General features: G+C 66.7%; 18 protein-coding genes. 11 read left to right on the top strand and 7 right to left on the bottom strand.

From position 1 onward, the window contains the following. A partial coding sequence (locus SR3_RS27690; RefSeq protein WP_245654134.1) for a TonB-dependent receptor plug domain-containing protein occupies positions 1–361 on the bottom strand: 361 nt, incomplete at its 3' end. A 157-nt stretch (positions 362–518) separates the two neighbouring features. Further along, positions 519–3,053, bottom strand: coding sequence for a TonB-dependent receptor domain-containing protein (locus tag SR3_RS27685; RefSeq protein ID WP_068093752.1), 2,535 nt, complete (start codon positions 3,051–3,053; stop codon positions 519–521). 72 nt (positions 3,054–3,125) lie between these two features. Between SR3_RS27685 and SR3_RS27680 the strand changes: the two genes are divergently transcribed. Then, positions 3,126–3,623 (top strand): RNA polymerase sigma factor, encoded by a 498-nt coding sequence (locus SR3_RS27680; RefSeq protein WP_245654133.1) that lies wholly within the window; start codon positions 3,126–3,128, stop codon positions 3,621–3,623. After that, positions 3,620–4,543, top strand: coding sequence for a FecR family protein (locus tag SR3_RS27675; protein ID WP_068093744.1), 924 nt, complete (start codon positions 3,620–3,622; stop codon positions 4,541–4,543). The genes SR3_RS27680 and SR3_RS27675 overlap by 4 nt, the downstream gene beginning before the upstream one ends. A gap of 136 nt (positions 4,544–4,679) precedes the next feature. On the opposite strand, the gene SR3_RS27670 is transcribed toward SR3_RS27675, so the two are convergent. From SR3_RS27670 to SR3_RS31985, 3 genes are all read right to left on the bottom strand, one after another. After that, a complete protein-coding gene (locus tag SR3_RS27670; protein ID WP_218018897.1) occupies positions 4,680–6,107 on the bottom strand; it encodes a cytochrome-c peroxidase in 1,428 nt (475 codons plus the stop codon). Positions 6,108–6,185: 78 nt separating this feature from the next. Continuing rightward, the gene (locus SR3_RS27665; protein WP_068093741.1) at positions 6,186–7,904 is read right to left on the bottom strand and encodes a phospholipase C; all 1,719 of its coding nucleotides are present in this window, start codon (positions 7,902–7,904) and stop codon (positions 6,186–6,188) included. Between the two features lie 246 nt (positions 7,905–8,150). Next, positions 8,151–8,291 (bottom strand): hypothetical protein, encoded by a 141-nt coding sequence (locus SR3_RS31985; protein WP_169805725.1) that lies wholly within the window; start codon positions 8,289–8,291, stop codon positions 8,151–8,153. Between SR3_RS31985 and SR3_RS27660 the strand changes: the two genes are divergently transcribed. Genes SR3_RS27660 through virB11 form a run of 8 tightly spaced genes read left to right on the top strand, consistent with a single transcriptional unit; the run spans position 8,290 to position 16,096 of the window. Then, entirely contained in the window at positions 8,290–8,910 is a 621-nt protein-coding gene (locus tag SR3_RS27660; RefSeq protein WP_245654132.1) for a lytic transglycosylase domain-containing protein, read from the top strand. The genes SR3_RS31985 and SR3_RS27660 overlap by 2 nt on opposite strands. Then, entirely contained in the window at positions 8,907–9,239 is a 333-nt protein-coding gene (locus tag SR3_RS27655) for a TrbC/VirB2 family protein (protein WP_068093738.1), read from the top strand. The genes SR3_RS27660 and SR3_RS27655 overlap by 4 nt, the downstream gene beginning before the upstream one ends. Positions 9,240–9,243: 4 nt before the next feature. Beyond that, complete coding sequence (locus SR3_RS27650; protein WP_068093730.1) at positions 9,244–9,519, top strand: type IV secretion system protein VirB3; 276 nt, start codon at positions 9,244–9,246, stop codon at positions 9,517–9,519. Then, positions 9,516–11,930: a VirB4 family type IV secretion/conjugal transfer ATPase gene (locus tag SR3_RS27645; RefSeq protein ID WP_068093726.1), complete on the top strand. Its 2,415-nt coding sequence runs from the start codon at positions 9,516–9,518 to the stop codon at positions 11,928–11,930. The genes SR3_RS27650 and SR3_RS27645 overlap by 4 nt, the downstream gene beginning before the upstream one ends. Continuing rightward, complete coding sequence (locus tag SR3_RS27640; RefSeq protein WP_068093722.1) at positions 11,927–13,144, top strand: type IV secretion system protein; 1,218 nt, start codon at positions 11,927–11,929, stop codon at positions 13,142–13,144. Before SR3_RS27645 ends, SR3_RS27640 begins: the two co-directional genes overlap by 4 nt. Before the next feature lie 2 nt (positions 13,145–13,146). Beyond that, complete coding sequence (locus SR3_RS27635) at positions 13,147–14,034, top strand: TrbG/VirB9 family P-type conjugative transfer protein (protein ID WP_157099164.1); 888 nt, start codon at positions 13,147–13,149, stop codon at positions 14,032–14,034. After that, positions 14,031–15,128, top strand: coding sequence for a TrbI/VirB10 family protein (locus SR3_RS27630; protein WP_068093718.1), 1,098 nt, complete (start codon positions 14,031–14,033; stop codon positions 15,126–15,128). The genes SR3_RS27635 and SR3_RS27630 overlap by 4 nt, the downstream gene beginning before the upstream one ends. Further along, entirely contained in the window at positions 15,128–16,096 is a 969-nt protein-coding gene (virB11, locus tag SR3_RS27625; protein ID WP_068093717.1) for a P-type DNA transfer ATPase VirB11, read from the top strand. The genes SR3_RS27630 and virB11 overlap by 1 nt, the downstream gene beginning before the upstream one ends. A gap of 37 nt (positions 16,097–16,133) precedes the next feature. Here virB11 and SR3_RS27620 read toward each other — a convergent pair whose 3' ends face one another. Next, entirely contained in the window at positions 16,134–16,745 is a 612-nt protein-coding gene (locus tag SR3_RS27620; protein ID WP_157099163.1) for an HD domain-containing protein, read from the bottom strand. On the opposite strand from SR3_RS27620, the gene SR3_RS30970 reads away from it, so the two are divergent. Further along, entirely contained in the window at positions 16,730–17,188 is a 459-nt protein-coding gene (locus SR3_RS30970) for a DUF4031 domain-containing protein (protein ID WP_157099162.1), read from the top strand. The genes SR3_RS27620 and SR3_RS30970 overlap by 16 nt on opposite strands. 46 nt (positions 17,189–17,234) lie before the next feature. Here the strand turns inward: SR3_RS30970 and SR3_RS27610 are convergent. After that, positions 17,235–20,189, bottom strand: a 2,955-nt coding sequence (locus SR3_RS27610) for a glycosyl hydrolase (protein WP_068093706.1), incomplete at its 5' end; no start/stop codon positions are given.

Here is a 20,189-nt window from a genome sequence, read left to right as displayed (position 1 = left end):
CGGTGGCCTCGCCTGCCGCATTCACGCCGCGAATGCTGATGCGGCTCGACCCGCCCTGCGCGGAGGTAACGTTGAGATTGGGCACCTGACGGAAATAGTCGGCCAGCTGGGTCGCGCCGGTCTTGGCCAGCGTATCGCCCGAAAGCGCGGCGATGCTGAGCGGCGTGGACTGCACGGTGGAGGCGCGATGCAGCGCCGTCACCACGATATCACCGGGAACCGTGGGCTGCGCATCGCCAGCAGGCGGTGCGGTGTCCTGAGCGCTGGCCGAGGCGCTCAGCAGCATGGCGCCGCTCAGCAGGCCCGCGCCCGTCATGCCGCCGCGCAGAAGGCGCGCAAGGCGAGAAGCTGTTCTTGTCACGATGGGGTCCCCTATGTCTTTTGTCACCTGACCTGTCGGTCATCCCTCCCGTGGCGGCATCCTTCCCCGGCCGCCCGGACCCATGACGCGGGCGCAACACAGCCCCTCACCGCGCATGACAAATTTTTTGCAAATTTTTCCGGAAGCGCCCGAAACGTCAGAAATTATGGCGCAAAGACAGCCCGATGCCGCGCGGGCGGGCGCGCTGGAGCGAGTCCGTGCTCAGCCCGCGACCGATCCAGACGATGGCGCGGCTGTCGGCCAGATTCTGCACGAACAGGTCGATCTGCGCGTGGCCCCGGCGCAGGCCCAGATCCACATCCAGCGTGGCATTGTCGCCCATCGCCTGACGCGGGCCGTCCGCGCTGCCGCGAAAACTGTCATAGGAGCGTCCGGCATAATGAGCGTTCAGCGAGGCCAGCAGCACCAGATCGCGCGACAACGGGTGATCGTAAGCGAGTTCGAAACTGGCCGCCAGCGGCGCCACATTGGGCAGCCGGTCGCCGCGTTTGCCAGGGGTGGCGGCAATGGCATTGACCTGATCGCTGGCCAGCCGCGCATCGGTCAGCGTGGCATCCAGCCGCGCCAGCACATGCCGCCCCGGCTGCCAGTTGAGCGACACCTCGCCGCCATCGATCCGCGCGCTGCCAATGTTGGTGATAAAGGAATAGGCGCCATCCGTGGTGCTCGCCGCATACTGCATCCGCGACCACAGCTGGCGATAGGCCGCGACATCGATGCGCAACCGGTCGCCATGAAGGCGCAGACGCCCTCCCCCTTCCCAGCTGGTCAGGCGGTCGTCGCGATAGGCTGCCAGCGCCGGATCGAGCCCCGGCACCACATTGATCCCCCCGGGACGAAAGCCGCTCGATATCTGGCCAAAGATCAGCAGGCGCTGATGGGGGCGCAACTCGATCCGCGCACGGCCCACCGCCCCGTCGGCACGATAGGTCTCCTGAAAGGAGGTGGCGGCAAAGGGCCCGGTGATCGGATTGGGGATCGCCACCAGTCCGGCGGCCTCCCGCCGATAATCGAAATAGCGCCCTCCTGCGGAAAGCGTCAGCCAGGGCCGCAAATGCCAGCTGCCATCGCCGAACAGGGCGAATTCATCGAGGCTGGTTGCAAAGCTGCGCGTGGCGGTGGGCGGGGTTCCTGCCAACACCAGCCCGCTGTCCGCAGCGACCGGCAAGGCGGTGCTGCTGCCCGCATCATGGCGGCGGCTCAGGAAAGCGCCGGCCAGCCATGTCAGCGGCCCGCTGCCCGACAGGCGCATTTCCGCGCTGTCCACCCGCACGGTGAAGGGCTGCTCCAGCACGGCGGGCGTCTGGCTGTCGACATAAGAGGCAAAGGCCCCCCTCTCCTGCGCGGAACAGGCGCCCTGATGGACCCATGCGGCGCAGGCCGCCTCATCCCCGCGATGGCTGTTTTCCGAGGCCGAAAAGTCCAGCCGCCGATCCGGCGCCCAATCGAAATGCGCCAGTGACAGATTGAACTGAAGCGCCCCGATCGTGCCGTTGACCTCCGCACTGCCCAGCCACAGGCGATCGGTGAAGGGAATGCGGGCCTGCGCCAGAGTCCGGTCCAGCCCGGCGCCGACCGTGGCGTTGGCTGCATCCGCGATGCGGCCCGCCTGATAGGCGCCCGTCAGATCGAACCGCCATTGCGGTGCGGCCTGCCAGCGCAGCGCCAGCCGCCCTCCGCTGCGGGTCTGGCGGTCGATGTTCGAGCGATGGAGGCCGGGGTTGTCGATCACCCCTCCTTTGGTCTCGCGCCACGCCACGGCGCGCAGAGCCAGCCGGTCGGTCAGCAAGGGGATGTTGGCCACCGCTGTCAGGGAGCCGCCGGGGCCGCCGCCCTCGGTCAGCGCGGTGGAGGCCGTCACCACGCCCTCGCGCCTGGCCAGATCGGGCGCCTTGAACAGGATGCGCACCGTGCCCGCCAGCGAATTGGTGCCGAACAGCGTGCCCTGCGGCCCGCGCAGCACCTCGACGCGATCGATGTCCACCAGCATCAGATCGGGCGTCATCAGGCCGGGATCGGTGGTCGACCCGCCGGGCCCGGCCACCGGCACAGTGCCGTAATAGAGCCCCACAGTCGGCTCCCCGGCGGCATAGACCCCGCGCAGGGACAGGCGGTTCATGCCCGCCCCCATCGCTGTCAACGTCAGGCTGGGGGCCAGTGTGGCCAGCGCCTGCATGCCGGTGGCGCGGCTGCGCTCCAGTTCATCGCCGGTCACCGCGATCATGCTGACCGGCGTGTCGGCCAGAGGCGTGGGGCGGCGCATCGCCGTCACCATGATATCGCCCGAGGCGATGATGGCGGGCGGCAAAGGGTGAACAGGCGCATGCGGCGGACGCAAGGGTGCGGCTTCGATCAACAAGGCATGGGCACTGATGATCCGCACCTGCAGCCCGGTGCCCGCCAGAAGGTGGCGCAGCATCGCCGGCGCGTCGCCTTTTAGCTGCTGGCGCCCGGCGCTTCGCCCCGCCACCAGCGCCGGGGTGAAAAGGATCGTGCTCTCCGTCTCGCGCGCGATATACCGCAGGGCATCGGCCAGAGAGCCGCCATCGATCCGGAGCGACGCGCTCTGCCCCCCGGCCAGCGCGAGGGAAGCATGCCATCCGCTCCCACCGATCATCGCCGCGGCAAGCATGCCGCGCAGCAAAAAGGATCGGGTGGTCAAAAAACGCATGGGCCGCCAACAGTGCCAAAAGCTAAAAGGCCTGAACAGCAGGCAATCGACGGAGGACCTCGGGGGACGAGGGTGGCGACAGGAAGCATCATAACCAGCGGTTTCGAGCGCCAGATGGGGGCCCTACGCGCGTTTTTCGGGCGGCGGCTGCGCAATCCGGTCGATGTGGACGATGCGGTGCAGGATGTCTGGCTGCGCAGTCACCGCCATCTGGCCAGCGGCCAGATCGACAACATCCCCGCCTATCTGTTCCAGACCGCGCAAAGCGTGCTGACCGACCGGGCCCGCCGCGCCGCCACCCGGCAGGAGGCCCGCCACGAAACTTTGGAGGATATGCATCATCCCGTTGAGTGGATCACGCCGGAACGCGTCCTGATGGGGGAAGAGGCGGTGGAGAGGATCATCGCGCGCCTAGGCGACATGCCCGAGCGTACGCGTGACATATTCGTCCTCCACCGTTTCGAGAACATCGGCTATGGCGAGATTGCAATGAGGATGAACATCTCGGTGAGTGCGGTCGAAAAGCACATCATGAAGGCGCTCAAGCTGCTGATGGATGAGAAGGCGTGACACCGGCAGGCCCGCAGGACGATGACGCGCGTGACCGCGCCCTTGCCCGCTTTGTCGCAGCGCGGAGGGATGCCGCTGCCCCGGACACGCCCGAGGACACCGCTGCCCTGACGCAGGTGAGCGACGTCTGGCGCGATCTGGATGGCGTGGCGGAGCATCCGGCGATCAAGGCGATGCGGGAGCAGGCGCTGGCCCGGCTTGAGGCGCAGGCTCCGGTGGAAACGGCGGCGCCCCCGCGCTGGCGCGTGCCGGTGATGGCCTCTCTGGCCGCCACGCTGGTCGCGGTGGTGGCGCTGGGGCTGATCTGGCGCCCGGCCCAGACTGCGGCCCCGGCGGATGATGGACAGGTGATCGCCAATGGCCAGAGCCTGCCGCGCGATGTCGGCCTGGCCGATGGCACGCACATCACGCTCGACAGCCATACGCAACTGCATGTCAGCCGCGATGGGCGGCTGGCGCGGCTCGATTATGGACGGGCCTTTTTCAATGTCCATCATGACGAAAATCATCCCTTCGCGGTGAAGGTCGGGGATATGACGGTCAGCGATATCGGCACCCATTTCGAAATCCGGCAGGCGGTCGATATGACCACGGTGACGCTGGTCGAGGGCAAGGTGCGCGTGACGCGTGGCAACGCCTCCACCGATATGAATCCCGGCAACCGTCTGACGCTGAGCGGCGGGCAGCAGACCATCTCCACCCTCGACGCGGGGCGGCAAACCCTTTGGCAATCGGGCATGGTCAGCGCCGATGACGTGCCGGTGGCGGAGATCGTCGCGCAGTACAATCGCTATCTGGCCAGGCCGATCGTGCTCAAGGATCCCGCCCTCGGCGTCCTGCGGATCAGCGGGGAGTTCCGGCTTGATGACCCGCAAGGTTTTCTCGACACGGTGGCGGCCCTTCATGAGCGCAGCCGGTGATCGATTGCCGCCGGTGGACGCCTGCTGACAAGGATGAGCCCACGTCGCCGTCGCTGCGCATGGTGAGAAGCAAGGCTATGTTGCCGGGCTTGCCCCGGCAATGGCTGACATGCCGGCAATCTGCCGGTTCGGGCCACTAACGATCGTTCAACGCCCCCAGGAAAGCAATGATATCGCCGATATCGGCATCGGTGAGCGGCGGTCTGTCACCGCGCTTCTGCGTGAAGGGCGCATCGCTTGTATCGATGTTGGCGTGATAGTCCGCCGGCAGATCGTTGGCGATCATCAGATGCCCTTGCGCATCGCGCGGATAGATCTTTTCGGGCTGGGCCGCGCGCAGATTGTAGAAATCGAGCACCTCGCGCAGGCTGTGATAGAGGCCATTGTGGAAATAGACGCCGCGCTTTGCGCTGTTCCGCAAGCTCGGGGTCAGGAACATGCCGCAATATTGCGTCTGCTTGGCCAGATCCTTTCGGATCGGGCCGCAAAGGCCCAGATCGTGGAAATCGGGATCGCGATTGACGGCCAGCCGCATGTTGCGCGGCACGCCCAATGCCTCATATTCCGTATCGGTGAAGATCGGTGGGATGCCGTCGCGGCTCGGCTGGCTCAGGTGGCAGGCGGCGCAATTGCCCTTGGCCGGATCGTTGAACAGGCGCAATCCGCGCATTTCGGACGGGCTCAGCCGTTCCTTCCCTTCCAGCCAGGCATCATATTTGCTGTTGAACCGGTGGAAGGCGGCGGATTCGATCTGATAGGCCGACAGCGCTGACATCGCCTCGATGAACAGCATTTCCGGCCGATTGATGACCTGCTTGCCGAACAGCGCCTGCAGCTTGCTGAGATAGGCGGTGTGACGCAGCTTGTCACCGACAGCGAAACGGTCCTTGTTGGCCATTTCCGCCGGGTTCATCATCGGCCCCATCGCCTGATCCATCAGAAAATCGACGCGCCCGTCCCAGAACAGGCCGCCCGAGGGCACCATCGCCACCTGTCCGGGCGCGGCGGCACTCTTCACCGGCCTGGCCATGTCCCTGGCCTTCGCGGCGAGCTGGTCCAGCGGGATGGGCGCATCCGTATCGCCCGCTGACGGGCCGATGCCGAACCCTGTCTGGCGATAGAGATAGGCCAGACTCGGCGGAGGCCGCAGCCCCTGCCGGTCGAGGTTGGGGCCGCCAAGCTGCACATCGCCATTCCCCGGCGGGCCGAAGCCCCGCTCAGGGTCGTGGCAACTCGCGCAGGATTGCCTGCCCGAAGCCGAGAGCGAGGGGTCATGAAACATCTGCTCGCCGATCCGGGCCAGCAGACTCAGCTGATGCTCCGGCAACCGCATCAGCTTGACCGGGTTGGGATTGGCCCCGGTCGTGTCCTCGATCCAGCGGTCCAGCGAAGCGGGCGCATGCGTGGGAAAGGCCAGAAAAAAGCCCAATACGGCGCAGATGGCCAAAGCGAGCGCGCCAAGGCCAAAGGCGATCATGCGCAAGGGGCGGCGCGTCTTGAGCGCAAGCCCGCCGTTGGGCGAGGCATCGGTTCGGGACAGGGAATCAGGCTCGGAAACGCTCATCGCACCGCTCGAAAAAGAGATCTCCCGCCGACTTGCGGCCGGCGGGAGACGATCGTCATGGAAGGGGAAGAGGCGCGATCAGCTGCTCTTCACGCCCGTGCCGGTGTTCAGCAGCATTTTCCCGGTGCGCGGCGCCGAGGTGAAGTCGAACAGGCTGCGGATATCGCCCGCCGTCGCATCATGCGAACCATTGCCCAGACGCTTGCCGCCCAGCCAGTTGTCCTCGATGAAACGCACGATCGAGGACTGGGTGATCAGATTGCTGTCGATGTAGTTCTGGCGCGCATAGGGCGAGATCACCATGAAAGGCGTGCGCGAACCGGGGCCGCAACGGCCGTTGACCGAGGCGCCGGCGGCGTTCACGCCCCGGGCGACGGTGGTCGCGCCGCACTGACCTGCCGAGGTGTAGGCGTCATAGGTCGCGTCGGAGGACGAGGTGGTGATGGTGGGCGACTGATGATCGTACCAGCCGTCCGAGTCGTCATAGGCGATGATGACGGCGGTGTTCTGCCAGTCGGGCTGCTGCATCAGGAAGTTGATGAGCGTGGTGACAAAGGCCTGCTCATCGAGCGGGTTCGAATTGCCCGGATGCGCGTCCTGGAAATAGGGTGCCTTGATGTAGCTGACCGAGGGGAAATTGCCCGCGCTGACCGACGTGATGAAGTCATTGTAGTCATATTGGTGGTGAACCGGCGTGGTGGAACCGGCGGCATCCAGCGTGGGGTCGGTGTAGCCGATCATCGAGGTCGCGCTGGGGCGGGTATGCAGCAGGTTGGCCGTGCTGGCGTAATACTGGAACCAGGCGTGATGCGGGCTGTAATCATTGCCCGGATTGAGGCCGGTGTTGGGCGAGACCGTGGAACGGGTGCAGCCGGTCGAGCCATTGGCGTTGGTTGCGGTCAGGTCGAAGCCGCCCATGAAGCCGCCCCAGGTGATGCCTGCCGCATTCAGCAGATCGCCGATGTTCTGGCCGGTCATCTTGAAGGTGGCGCCGGTCTTGCTTGAGCAGGTGTCGCCCGTGGGATCGGCGTCGCCGGTCGCGGAGAAGCCGCCCTGTCCGTCGGCGATGACATTGCTGGAGATGGCCGCGCCCGTCGAGGTGACGGCGCCATTGTTCTGGCCCGCGATGGCCTCGATCGCGCCGGGCGTCGAGGGGCCAAAGGTCTCGGTCCAGGCATTGTCGCTCATCGCGTAATTCTGGGCGTAATTCCACATGGCGGTGACGGTGTTGCCGTCGAAATAGCCCAGAACCTGCGCCTTGGTGCCGAACTGGCCTGAGGTGTTGAGCGAGCTGGCGCTGCCCGTGTAGTAGGGGAAGGCGTCCATCAGGCCGTTGTCGCTGGCCTGCTGCTCGGGCAGATAGGCGTGGTTCTGACTCGAGACGTTGAACTGCGCGCGGTCGATGCGGAACGGGTTGAGGTAGCTGGCCTGATAGCCAAGGCTCTGATTCTTGGCGTTCGCCATGTTGGGATTGGCGTTGAGCAGCGAGGGCTGGGCCAGATAATTGTTGGGATAGGCCTTGTTCGCGGGGGTCGCCCAGGCCTGCGTCGGCTCGCCCGAAGGGTTCATCGACTGGGGATAGGTGCCGAAATAATGGTCGAAGCTCTGGTTTTCGCCATAGATCACCACCAGATGCTTGATCGGCGTGACCGTAGTCAGCGCATTCTGCGGGCTGTTGCTCGCCGTGATGGTGGTGCCTGTCGACGTATTCTTGGGATCGTCGTTGCAGGACGCCAGCAGCAGGCTGGCGCCCAGAAGAAGAGCGGCGTTGGCCAGAAGGATGTTCTTACGAGTCATTCACTGCCTCCACAAAGATATGCGGCGCACCGGGAATGAAATGCCCCGTCGCCAATCAGCCGACAAAAATTCTGGTAGCTGCCCCAGCAGCGCTCCGGGCTATCCAGCACTGCAAGATGACGCAGGTATGACCTTTTTATTACAAAAGAAATTAGGCAAACATTTCTTCCTGCATCAATGACTTTGCACCGGAATTCGGCATGCTCCACCCTTTGGCCCGCCCCGGCAGGTGACATTAAATTGTCATTAAAAGACCGCATGGGCGGGAAGAGCCATTGGCCAATGCCCATGAGCGTTGCGGAGGGTGATCTTGAGCTTCGGATCGAGACTTTCGAGGGTTGCCATCGCGATGATATGCGCGACGATCCCCGCCTTTGCTGCAACCATGGCCCATGCCGGCGTGATCGAGATCGGGGAGGATGGCGCCATCCGCGAACGCGGCGACACCGCCGCCGTCTCCTGGGTGGTCCGCGACCATGCTTCCCACCATCCGCTGGCAAAAGCCCTTGAGGCGCCCGGCATCAGCAGCCGCCCCCTGTCACATGCCAGTGCCGTGCCCGAGGCCCTGCGTGCCCCCCTTGAGGCATCCGCCGCCCGTTACGGCGTCAGCCCGCATCTGCTGGCCGCGCTGGTCTGGCAGGAAAGCCGCTGGCATGTCGGGGCCGTCAGCCCGAAAGGTGCGATCGGTCTGGCCCAGCTGATGCCCGCCACCGCCCGCCAGCTGGCCGTCGATCCGCGCGATCCGCGGGCCAATCTGGATGGCGGCGCGCATTATCTGCGCCTCATGCTCGACCGGTTCGGCGGCCATACCGATCTGGCGCTCGCCGCCTACAATGCCGGGGCCAGGCGGGTGCTGCGCCGTGGCGGCATACCGCAGATCGCCGAAACCCGCGCCTATGTTTCCAGCATTCTGCAGCGGATGACGGGCACGCCCTCCCCCGCCGGAACCGCTCTCGCCATGGCAACGCCTGAAACAGGCATCATCGACACAGGATTTACACAATGAACCAGCGCCTTGTTTCACGCCTTCGCTCCGCGCTGTTCGCCCTGCCGGTCAGCCTGCTGTCGGCCTCCCCCGCTTTCGCGCAAGCCGTGGGCGCCAATCCGGCCGGTTCGGGGCCGATCGTGGCCGCGATGGGCTGGCTGCAGGGCACGCTGCTGGGCAATGTGGCGACAGCCGTGGCGGTGATCGCCGTGGCAATGGTCGGCTTCATGATGCTGACAGGCCGGATGAACTGGCGCTTCGGCGCGACGGTGATCATCGGCTGCTTCATCCTGTTTGGCGCCAGCGCCATCGTTTCGGGCATTCAGAGCACCGCCCAGGCGGCGCATTGAGCGCATGAACCGGGCCCCGATCTTTCGCGCGCTCACCCGGCCACAGATGTTCGGCGGCGTCACCTACAGCTTCTTCGTCATCAACATGGCGGTCACCACCGAGGCTTTTCTGATCTCTCACAGCTTCTGGGCCTTGCCCGTGGCCCTGGTGGTGCATGGCGCGGGCTATATCGCCTGCCTGCGCGAACCGCGCGTGTTTGACCTGTGGCTGGCGAAGGTCAGCCGCTGTCCGCGCGTGCGCAACTGGACGCGATGGGGTTGCAACAGCTACGCGCCATGAAGAAGACCGCAACATGGCGCGGCCCCGCCGCCTGGGGCCCGAAAGAGGCGCGGGCGGGCGACCGCCTGCCCTATGCCGCCCATCTCGACCCATCGACGCTGCGCCTGCGCGACGGGGCGATGATGGCGATGATCCAGGTGCCCGGCCTGCCCTTCGAGACCGAGGATGACGAGGCGCTCGACCATCATCTGGGCGTGCGTGAGACCATGCTACGCTCGGCGCTGGATGCGCGTTTCGTGGTCTATCACCATGTACTGCGGCGGCGCGTCCATGTCTCGCTCGACGAGGCGGAGATGCCCGCTTTCGCCGACATGCTGCACAACCGCTGGCAGGAAAGGCTGGCCACGCGGCGCCTCTTCGTCAACGAGCAGGTGCTGACGGTCCTGCGCCGCCCGGCGCGCGGCAAGACCGGCTGGCCCGAGCGGATCAGACGGCGCCTGTCGGGCCAGCGGACCGAGCCCGATCCCGCCGACCGCAGGGCGCTCGATGCGGCGGTGGCGGCGCTGATCGCGGCGCTCGAACCTTATGGCGCACGGGTTCTGGGCCATTACCGGAATGCGCGCGGCACGCTGTGCTCCGAACCGCTCGAAACCCTCTCGGCGCTTTACAATGGCGAGATGCGCCCGGTGGCCGTGCCGCCCGAGGGCACCGACCTTGGCCATCATTTGCCCTATGCGCGGGTTTCCTTCGGCCTCGACGCCATCGAAGTCGCGCAGCCCGCCGGGCGCAGCTACGCCACCATGCTGGCGGTGAAGGAGTATCCCGACAGCACGCGCGCCGGCCTGATCGACAACATCCTGCGCCTGCCGCACGAGCTGGTGCTGACCGAAAGCTTCGCCCCCACCGACCGGCAGGTGGCGCGCGAACGCATCGATCTGGCCATCCGCCGCCTGCGCTCGGCGGACGAGGAGGCCGGGGCCGAAAGGCGCGAGATGCTCGCGGCGCGCGATGCGCTGGGCGCGGGGCAGGTGGGCTTTGGCGACCATCACCTCTCGCTGATGGTCCGCGCCGGCACGCTGCCCGATCTCGACCGCGCGGCGGCGGCGGCGGGCGCGGCGCTGGCCGATCTGGGCGCCATCGCGGTGCGCGAGGATGTGAACACCGAGCCTTCCTTCTGGGGCCAGTTCCCCGGCAATGAGAGCTATCTGGTGCGCCGCGCGCTGATCTCCACCGCCAATGCGGCGGGCTTCCTCTCGCTGCACGGCATGCCTTTCGGGCGGCCCGATGGCAATCACTGGGGACCGGCGGTCACCGTCTTCGAAACGACCAGCGCCACCCCCTATTTCTTCAACTTCCATGAGGGCGACCTCGGCAATTTCACCGTCATCGGCCCTTCGGGCAGCGGCAAGACGGTGGTGCTCAACTTTCTGGCCGCCCAGGCGCAGAAATTCAGCCCTCGCACCGTCTTCTTCGACAAGGATCGCGGCGCGGAAATTTTTCTCCGCGCGGTGGGGGGGCATTATGCGCGGATGCAGCCGGGCGAACCCACCGGCTTCAATCCCCTCGCCCTGCCCGATACGGCGGTCAACCGCGCCTTTCTGCGCGACTGGCTCGGCGTGATGCTGGCGGCCTCGGGACCGGAAGAGCTGGCCACGCTCGCCCAGGCCGTCGATGCCTGTATGGAGGCCGATCCCGCCTTTCGCCGCCTGCGCCATTTCCGCGAGCTGCTGGGCGGCGCGCGGCGGCCCCAGCCCGGAGACCTGCCCTCGCGCCTCGACCCGTGGATCGGCGATGGCGAGCATGCCTGGCTGTTCGACAACGCCACCGACGCGCTCGATCTGGACGCAAGCACGCTGGGCTTTGACATGACCGCGCTGCTCGACAGCCCGGTGCTGCGCACGCCCACCATGCTCTACCTGTTCCATCGCATCGACGAGCGACTGGATGGCGCCCCCACCATGGTGCTGATCGACGAGGGCTGGAAGGCGCTGGACGATCCGGTCTTCGCCGCGCGCATCCGCGATTGGCTCAAAACCCTGCGCAAGCGCAATGCGCTGGTCGGCTTCGCCACGCAATCGGCGCGCGATGCGCTCGACAGCCGCATCGCCAGCGCCATCGTCGAGCAGACCGCGACAATGATCTTCACCCCCAACCCGCGCGCGCGGCCCGAGGATTATTGCGAGGGTTTCGGCCTCTCCGCGCATGAGCTGGAGCTGGTGCGGCAATTGCCCGCGCACAGCCGCTGTTTTCTGATCCGCCATGCCAATCATTCGGTGGTGGCGCGGCTCGATCTGGGCGGACAAGGCGATGTGCTGACCGTTCTCTCGGGCCGCGAGGCCAGCGTGCGGCGGCTCGATAGGCTGCGCGCGGAACTGGGCGATGCCCCCCCGGCCTGGTTCGAGGCCCTGACCGGCACGAAATGGCCCGGCGCGGAAGGCGAACCCATCCTCCATGCGGCGGCGGCGGAATGAACGGCTGCCCGGTCATCCAGCTCGATGGCGCCAATCTGGCGCTGACCCTGCGCGCGCTCGATTGCGCGACGGGTCAGGGCGCGGCCACCGCCTTCTCGCGCCTGTTCGCCCAGCATGGCGCGCTCGCCCCGGCGCTGACGGCGATGCTCACGCTGTATGTCGGCTTTTTCGGCTGGGGGCTGCTGACCGGACGTAGCCGCCTCAGCCTTGCCGCGCTGACGCCGCGCATGATGACCATCGCTCTGGTGATCACCTTCGCCACCTCCTGGCTCGCCTATCAGAATGTGGTGTGGCAGCTGGCGGTCGGCGCGCCCGACCAGATCGCCAGCGTCATTGCCGGCACCCATGGTTCCGCCACGCTGGACTTCGCCAACAAGATCGAGATCATCTTTTCCGCCATCGCCGACGCCACCCATCAAAGCGCCGCCAATGCCGTCGCCGCGCCTCAGGCGCTGGGCAATGGCGCTTCGCAAAGCGTGTCCTTTCTCTCGCCGCAGGGGATGCTGTGGATTTCGGGGCTGATGTTGCTGGTCGGCACGGTGGGGGTGATGGTGACGGCCAAGATCGTGCTGGCGGTGCTGATGGCGCTGGGGCCGGTGTTCATCGTGCTGGCGCTGTTCCCCGCCACGCGCGGCCTGTTCGAAGGCTGGCTGAAAGCCACCGTGGCCAGCGCGCTGGTGCCCTTGCTCACGGTGCTGGTGGGCGGGGCGATGCTGACGATGATCGCGCCGCTGATCCGCGATGCGCTGCTCTCCTCCACCGAGGAATCGACGCGCGGGGCCACGATGCTGTTCCTCTCGGCCTGCGTCTATGTGGCGCTGATGCTGCTGCTGGGCCGCACGGCGGGGCTGATCGTGGCGGGCTGGCGCCTGCCTTTTGGCGCACGCGAGCCGATGCCGACCACAGCGCCCGCGCCGCTGGCCTCCACGCTGATGATGGATACGGCGGGCCATGACGCGACGCGCACGGCAGCGGCCAGCGCCAATCCAAGGGTGCGGGCGATGATGGCCGGGCTGCGCGCATCGGGCGGCGATCCGGCGACGCAACCCGCCGAGAGCCGCACGCAGCCGGAACGCGCCCGCGCCATCGTTCAGGGGCTGATGCCGGACACTGCCTCCGCAGCCACGGGCCCCGGCGATCGGCGTCTGCAGGGCATCGGCAGCCGCTTTCGTCCCCGCCCCGATGCCTCCCATCTTTCCAAGGGCCGCCTGTGACCGTGTTCCCGCTTCCGAATGCCTTCCACCGGATCGCCCTGCTGGCCGCGCTGACGTGCGGCCTGACCGCGCCCGCGCAGGCAAGAGAGACGCGCATCATGGAGCGTTTCTACGATCCGGCACGGGTCTTCACCGTGCATGGCCACACAGGCATCGAGACCACCATCACCTTCCGCGCCGACGAGCATATCGAAAACATCGCCGTGGGCGATTCGACCGAATGGCAGGTGACGCCCAACAAGCGCGCCTCGCTGGTCTTCGTGAAGCCGATGAAGCCCGCCAGCCATACGAACATGACCGTGATCACCGACCGGCGGACCTATCTGTTCGATCTGGTCGCGCGCCCGCGTGAGCCGGGGGTTTACCTGCTGCAATTTTCCTATCCGCCCGATCCGCCGCCCCCGCCGCCGCCCGCCCTCACGCCGGTCGAGGCCGAAGTGGCCCAGGCCGGCGGCCCGCCCGAAAAGAGCCCCGCCGACCTGCATTTCGACTGGCTGATGACCGGCTATCGCAGCCTGTGGCCCGCGCGCGTCTTCGATGACGGGCAAGCGGTCTGGCTCAGCTGGCCCAAGGGCGTGGAGCCGCCCGCCATCCTGAGCCACGATGCCACCGCCGGGGATGGCCCGCTCAACTACCGGATCGATGGCGACTATATCGTCATCGACGGGTTGCCAGCGCACATCACGCTGCGCAAAGGCAAGCAGACCGCGACCCTGTCGGCCTCGGCAAGGCTGCAGCCGGATGGCAGGACTCCCTCAGACCGCAAGCACAAATCCGCGCGGGACGAACAGGGGCGCGAATGGGCCAAACCCTTCCCGGTGCAGACCGATGGCGCGCTGCCGCCCGCCGGTGAGGCCCCCCCGCCCGCTGACACCGGAACGAAGCCATGAGCCCCTCCCGTTCTTCTGACAGCCCGCGCGGCCCCGCGCTGACGGCGCCGGGCGGTGAGGGCGATCCGCGCCAGCAGCTCGATGGCGAGGCGCTGGCCGCCGCCAGCCATAACGCCTTCCCCATCGTGGCCCAGAGCCGGAAAGGCTCCGATACGATGGGTCTGGCGCTGGGGGGGCTGGGCGCCGTGCTGCTGGGCGGCATCACCTTCATGTCGCTCAGCCATGGACGGGCCATGCCGGTGGTGGAGACGGCAGCGCCAGCCCCCGCACCCACCGCGCCCGCCGCCCCGCCACCCCCCACCTTCACGCCCGTGCCCATGCCGGCGCCCCTTCCCGCTGCCTCGGCCACGCCGCCTGTTTCGGCCGTGGCGATCGCCGGGGCCGCGTCGCCCGCGCTGGTCTATGACGGGCAGGTGTCGACAACCACCGCCCCGGCAGCCCCTGCCGCCAAGACCGGTGACGGCAAGGAGAAGGGCAAAAGCGATGACATGGACGATTTCCTCGCCAAGGCCACCAGCAGCGTCGATACCGCGGTGGCCGAGAAGCTGGGCAATCCCTCGAACACGATCACGCAGGGCACGCTGATCTCGGCGGTGCTGGAAACGGCGCTCAATTCCGATCTGCCCGGCTATGCGCGCGCGCTGGTGACGCAGGATGTGCGCGGTTTCGATGGCAGGAAGGTGCTGATCCCGCGCTATTCGCGGCTGATCGGCCAATATAAGTCGGGCATCGCCACGGGGCAGAAGCGGGCCTATGTCATCTGGTCGCGGCTGCTGCGGCCCGATGGCGTCTCCGTGCAGCTGGGATCGCCCGGCGTCGATTTCGGCGGTCAGGCAGGGGTCACCGGTAAGGTCTACAACCACTATCTCGAACGCTATGGCTCGGCGGTGGTGCTCTCGGTGCTGACGGGGCTGGCCAGCACATCGAACAATGCCGTGGTGCTTTCCACCGGCAACAGCGCCGCTGCGGTGGCGACCCAGCATGACGGGCAGATCCCCCCGACGATCAAGGTGCCCGCCGGGTCGCCGATCCGGGTGTTTCTGGCGCGCGATCTCGATTTCTCGCCCGTGGATGCCCCGGGCCGCAAGCCGTGATGGTTCAGGCGGACTCAGGCGGCGTTTATCTGGATTCCTATCTGGCGCCCTTCCGGCGCTGGCTGGCGCAGGAGGATGTGACCGAAATTCTGGTCAATCGCCCCGGCGAGGTCTGGATCGAACAGGCCGGGCACGGAATGATCCGCCATGCCGTGCCCGATGTCAGCGACCGGCATCTGCAGCGTCTGGCCGAGCAGATCGCCCGCATCAGCCATCAGGGCATCAACCGCGAGCAGCCGCTGCTGGGCGCGGTGCTGCCCGATGGTGCGCGCGTGCAATTCGTCGCCCCTTCGGCCACCAGAGCGCATTGGGCGATGGCGATCCGCCGCCATCGCATGGTCGAATTGCCGCTCTCGGCTTACGATCACGGCCCTCTGGCGCGCGCGCCCGAGCCCGTCGACATCCCCGACCCCGACGAAAATCCGGTCGCCTTTCTGGAGCGCGCCGTCCGCGAGAAATGGACCATTCTGGTTTCGGGCGGAACATCGAGCGGCAAGACCACCTTCCTCAATGCCTTGCTGGGTGTGGTGCCGGTCGAGGAGCGGGTGGTGCTGATCGAGGACACGCCCGAAATCCGCCTGCGCCATCCCAATGCGCTGGGTCTTGTCGCCGTGAAGGGCGAGATGGGCGAGGCGCAGGTGACCACCGACGATCTGCTGCAGGCATCGCTGCGGCTGCGCCCCGACCGGATCGTGGTGGGCGAGTTGCGCGGGCGCGAGACGGTGAGCTTTCTGCGGGCGATCAACACCGGGCATCCCGGTTCCTTCTCGACCATTCACGCAAGTTCGCCTGCGGGCGCGCTGGAGCAGCTGGTGTTGATGACCATGCAGGCGGGACTGGGCCTCGATCGGCGCGACACGCTGGATTATGCGCGCGCGATGATCGATGTCATCGTCCAGCTCGACCGCAGTCATGGCAAGCGGGGCATCCGCGCAATCGACTGGTTGCGACGCCCGGGCGGGGCCTAGCCTGAAGACTTGCCTCCTCCGGCGAAACCCCTGCGCTTCAATCCTGGCGCAACTCCCACGCCACATTGAAGGCCAGAACCTTTGCTTCCGCCTCGGTCAGTTGCTCGCTGCCGAGCAGGTCATCGCGAAGCTGCAGCAATATTTTTGCCCGTGCCGCGCGAAACGCGTCCTCCGGCACAAAGGCATACTCCTGGCGAACCCCGGCTGCATACCATGCATAAACCTCCGGATCGGGATGCCAGAGGATGCTCAGATCGGCCTTCAGGAGAAGGTTGATCGCATCGTCTTTCGCCGCATCGCCTTCCCGGAAATGATGGCTCCTGGTCGCGAGGATCATGTCGGAAACCAGCTGCCTGTCAAGCGGCATCGACGGCGTAAGACCATCCGCGACAGACTGGAACATGGCCAGCGACAGCTCTTCATTGTCGGAGCGGGTCGGCTCATAGACGATGTCGTGGAAGAGCGTCGCAACCATCATCTCGGGCGTGCAGGCGTGATCGGCCGGGACTTGACGAAGCATAAGGTCGATGTGACGGAGCGTATGATAGCGGCGGTGCGCTTCGCTGTGGCGCTCGATGATCAGCCTTCGCCGATCGTCGGGCACCTCAAGCCGGTTGAACGCGGCGATCACCGATGGATGCTGGGACATGCTTGGACCTCCAGCCGCCAGACCAGATGTGTGGGACTGACAGTGCAATCACCGGTAGCAGCATGAGTGTCTATGTCGACAGCGCCATCCACGCTTTGCGTGGGCGGAGGATGTGCCACATGTTCTCGCCCGATCTGGTGGAACTTCATGCCATGGCCAAAGACATCGGCATCGAGCAGCGGTGGTTTCAAGACCCTTTGACCATGCCCGTGTCATGGCCGCATTACGATATTGACGAAGGGCGGCGGGCGCTCGCCATCGGTCTGGGCGCTATTGTGTGCGACCGGTATCAAACCGTGGCGATGGCGGCGATCATCCAGGGCAGGCCGGACAAATTAAGGCGCATCCACAATCTGGCCGATCCGAACCGCGCCTTTGCGCCAGCGGCCCACGTTCCGGCATGGCTGGCCGGGCAGGGTTTTCCTCAGGACTGGCCTTGGTAAGCGGGCGCGCGCGACCATCCCGCGATCACGCGCGCATGCTTAGCGTTTATTGTTCGACACCGACCGCATCCAGAGCCAGCACGCGCACGGGGGCGAGCAAGCCGGACGGCAGCAGCGGCGTATCCTTCGTCAGCACCCCGCCCAGCGCGGCGAAGCCGCCACCGGCGGGCTGACTGGTGAAGGTGGTGGGTTTCACGCCCGGCTGCAGATCACCCACCAGACGGTTGCGCCACACATTGGCCACCTTGATCTCCACCCGGTTCGCGCCGGGGCGCAGATGGCCGGTGACCTCGATGCGGTAGGGCTTCTTCCAGACCGTGCCGACAGCCGCGCCATTGATCCGCACCTCGGCCAGATCGGCGATCTCGCCCAGATCAAGCATCAGGCGCCGCCCCGGCTTGGCGTCTCCGCGCGGCAGATCGATCTGCCGCGTGTAGGTGGCGATGCCGGAGAAATAGCGCAAAGCCGGATCGGACTGCTCTGTCCATGAGGCCAGCTTCGGCAGGGCCAGATGCCTGGCCTCCGCGCCAAAGCCCGCCGGGAAATCGACCTGCCAGCCCGCATCATAGCTGGCCAGCTCACGCTCCGTCACCACCGGCAGAGTCATCGTCTGCCGAGCCGCCTTCCCGCGCAGCACCACGAAAACCGCCTCATAGGGCGCCAGCGTCAGGGCCACATCGGTGGTACCGTCATGGATGGCATAGCTGACGGCCTCGCGCTTGCCGGTGTCGGCATGCCACAGTTCGGGCACAAGGCCCGCCACGCGCAGCCGCGCCGTGACCGCGCCGCTCGCAGGGCTCTGGTTGGTGAGGAAATAGAGATCGCCATCGGGCAGGCGGCGGTGAGAGAAACGCAGATACATGCCGGGCGCCGCGCTGGCGAAGTCCATGTCCTTGCCCACGCCCAGCGCTTCAAGCGCCTCGGCCTCGCTCAACCCGCTGAAGACCTGCCCCTTGCCCACGGCGCGGCGGGTCAGCACCTTGCCGTCCAGATCGCCCCACAGCCGCGCCGTCAGCGTCTCGAACTGCGCCCTGTTATCGACCGTGTCATCCGCAAGGCTGGGCGAGGCGACAGGGCGGGCACCCAGCAGGCTGGCCCCCTGATCCACCAGTTCAGCGACATGCTTCAGCAGCGGCAGAGTCATGGATCGGGCCTGATCGGGCAGCACCAGCAGGCGGTAGGAAGCGCCACCCGCAAAGGCGATCTGCCCGTCCTTCACACGGGCGAGGCGCAACAGGGCATCGGCATTCACATAATCGAAGCCATGGCCGCGCGGATCGGCGGGGGTGCCCGCATCGCGATAGGGCACGCCGCTGGTGGCGCCCTCGCCGGTGAAATAGAGCACATCGGCCACCGGCGTGCCCTGCTGGAGCATATAAGACCCGCGCGACAGGTAATCGAGCCAGGGCTTGGCCATCGGCGCCCAGATCTCGTTGCGGGTGAAGGCCTGGCCGAAGGGCCCCAGCGTCAGCCCCGGCTTGTGGGTATCGTCGGGCTGATGCGGCGAGGTGTGAAGCACCAGACGGTTGACGCCCATCGCCATATATTTGTCCGCCACCCACTTCAGGCTCCACGGGGTGGAGGTCCATTGCGGCTGCGAGGAGGTCAGCGATTCCGCCGCCACCAGCGGCTTGCCATAGGTGTGCGCGGTCGAGGCGGTCTCGATGATGTCGGCGGGGAATTCATTGGCCAGCACGCCGTGATAGGCCGCCGGCTTGCCGCCGAAAGGCATGGCCCAGAATTCGCCCATTGGAATGTCGGTGTAGCTCTTGGCCAGCATACCGTCGGCCACGGTCGGCATGGCCGCGCCCACGGCCTCGCCGTAATAGCCTAACCCATGCGATTTGGCGAAGCGGGTGATCGTGCCATAATGGTTCTCGGCCAGCAGATCGGCCAGCGTGCGGCGGAAATCCCACAGCACGGCATCGCTTTGCGTCGCATTGCCCACGATGCGGCCCGCCAGCACCGGCAGCCATGGCGTCAGATCGTAACCCCGGCGCTTGCGGAACTCGCCCAGCATGGCTTCGGTCCAGTTTTCGGTGCCGGCTTCCCAGCTGTCCGTAATCATGTAGCGCAGGCCCTTGGCGCCCACGAGCGGCCCCAATTCCTTGATGACCGGCGCCATATAGGCATCGAGATGCGCCTGCACATGGGCGGCGTTCAGCTTGTCGGCCTCGGGGCCGGTGGCCTCGGGCGTGGCGGGATGGTTGACCTCGCCGGTGGGCGAATAGCCCATGCGGAGCACGATCCACGCGCCCTTGGGCGGCGTCCATTCCAGCGTGCCGTCAGGCCGCAGATGGCTGGTGAGATCGAGCACCGTCCCCGCCGCGATCGCGCCCGCCCCGTCGCTGGCCGGGCTGGCGGGAATGTCGGCATCGGGCAGCACGCCGAAACCGGCCTTGTCCTCGAAGAAATCCACGCGCCCACCCGCGACCGGGGCCAGTTCGCCCAGGGCAATGCCCGGCGCATGGGGATAGGGTTCGCGCGACTGGGCCGATCGCTCGAACGTCACGCGGAAATAGCGCGCCGTGGCGGCGGGGAAAGCCAGCGTGCGCTCCGGCGCGGCATTATGCGCCGGGCCGACCAGCGTGCGCAGCACGCGCCATTGCTCGCCATCCTCGCTCGCCTCGATGCGGCCCGCCGGGCCATCGGCAAAGCGCCCGCCCATCGGGCCCGCATAGGTGAAAGCGCGAAGCGTGACCGGCTTGCCGAAATCGTAACGCAGCCAGACGGGCGCCTCGGGCGCGGGATCGCGCAGGGTGACGCCCTTGTCGAGCACACCATCGGTCAGCGTGTCGAGCGCCAGACCGCTCTGGTTGCTGGTGATGACGGGCTTCAACACCACCTCACCGGCGGGGGCGCGATAGGCCACCACCGCCACATCGCGGTAATAGCCCTTCACCGTGGTTTCCAGCTCGCCCTGCTGGCTGCGCTTGGGCAGGCCAAGGAACGGGCCCGGCGTGGCGGGCGGGGTCGCCAGAGTGATCGGGCCTTTCCCGCC

Source organism: Novosphingobium rosa NBRC 15208 (assembly GCF_001598555.1).
Classification (GTDB): domain Bacteria; phylum Pseudomonadota; class Alphaproteobacteria; order Sphingomonadales; family Sphingomonadaceae; genus Novosphingobium; species Novosphingobium rosa.
Note: the sequence above shows the minus strand (reverse complement) of the source record. Positions and strands in the feature narration are given on the sequence as shown.

Bases quoted from the DNA above. Each gene is read 5' to 3' on its own strand.
- SR3_RS27685 (WP_068093752.1), bottom strand. From the start codon at position 3,053: ATGCGTTTTTTGACCACCCGATCCTTTTTGCTGCGCGGCATGCTTGCC.
- SR3_RS31985 (WP_169805725.1), bottom strand. From the start codon at position 8,291: ATGGTTGCAGCAAAGGCGGGGATCGTCGCGCATATCATCGCGATGGCA.
- SR3_RS27645 (WP_068093726.1), top strand. From the start codon at position 9,516: ATGAAGAAGACCGCAACATGGCGCGGCCCCGCCGCCTGGGGCCCGAAA.
- SR3_RS27620 (WP_157099163.1), bottom strand. From the start codon at position 16,745: ATGTCCCAGCATCCATCGGTGATCGCCGCGTTCAACCGGCTTGAGGTG.
- SR3_RS27660 (WP_245654132.1), top strand. From the start codon at position 8,290: ATGGCCCATGCCGGCGTGATCGAGATCGGGGAGGATGGCGCCATCCGC.
- SR3_RS27670 (WP_218018897.1), bottom strand. From the start codon at position 6,107: ATGAGCGTTTCCGAGCCTGATTCCCTGTCCCGAACCGATGCCTCGCCC.
- SR3_RS27650 (WP_068093730.1), top strand. From the start codon at position 9,244: ATGAACCGGGCCCCGATCTTTCGCGCGCTCACCCGGCCACAGATGTTC.
- virB11 (WP_068093717.1), top strand. From the start codon at position 15,128: ATGGTTCAGGCGGACTCAGGCGGCGTTTATCTGGATTCCTATCTGGCG.
- SR3_RS30970 (WP_157099162.1), top strand. From the start codon at position 16,730: ATGGATGCTGGGACATGCTTGGACCTCCAGCCGCCAGACCAGATGTGT.
- SR3_RS27640 (WP_068093722.1), top strand. From the start codon at position 11,927: ATGAACGGCTGCCCGGTCATCCAGCTCGATGGCGCCAATCTGGCGCTG.
- SR3_RS27665 (WP_068093741.1), bottom strand. From the start codon at position 7,904: ATGACTCGTAAGAACATCCTTCTGGCCAACGCCGCTCTTCTTCTGGGC.
- SR3_RS27655 (WP_068093738.1), top strand. From the start codon at position 8,907: ATGAACCAGCGCCTTGTTTCACGCCTTCGCTCCGCGCTGTTCGCCCTG.
- SR3_RS27630 (WP_068093718.1), top strand. From the start codon at position 14,031: ATGAGCCCCTCCCGTTCTTCTGACAGCCCGCGCGGCCCCGCGCTGACG.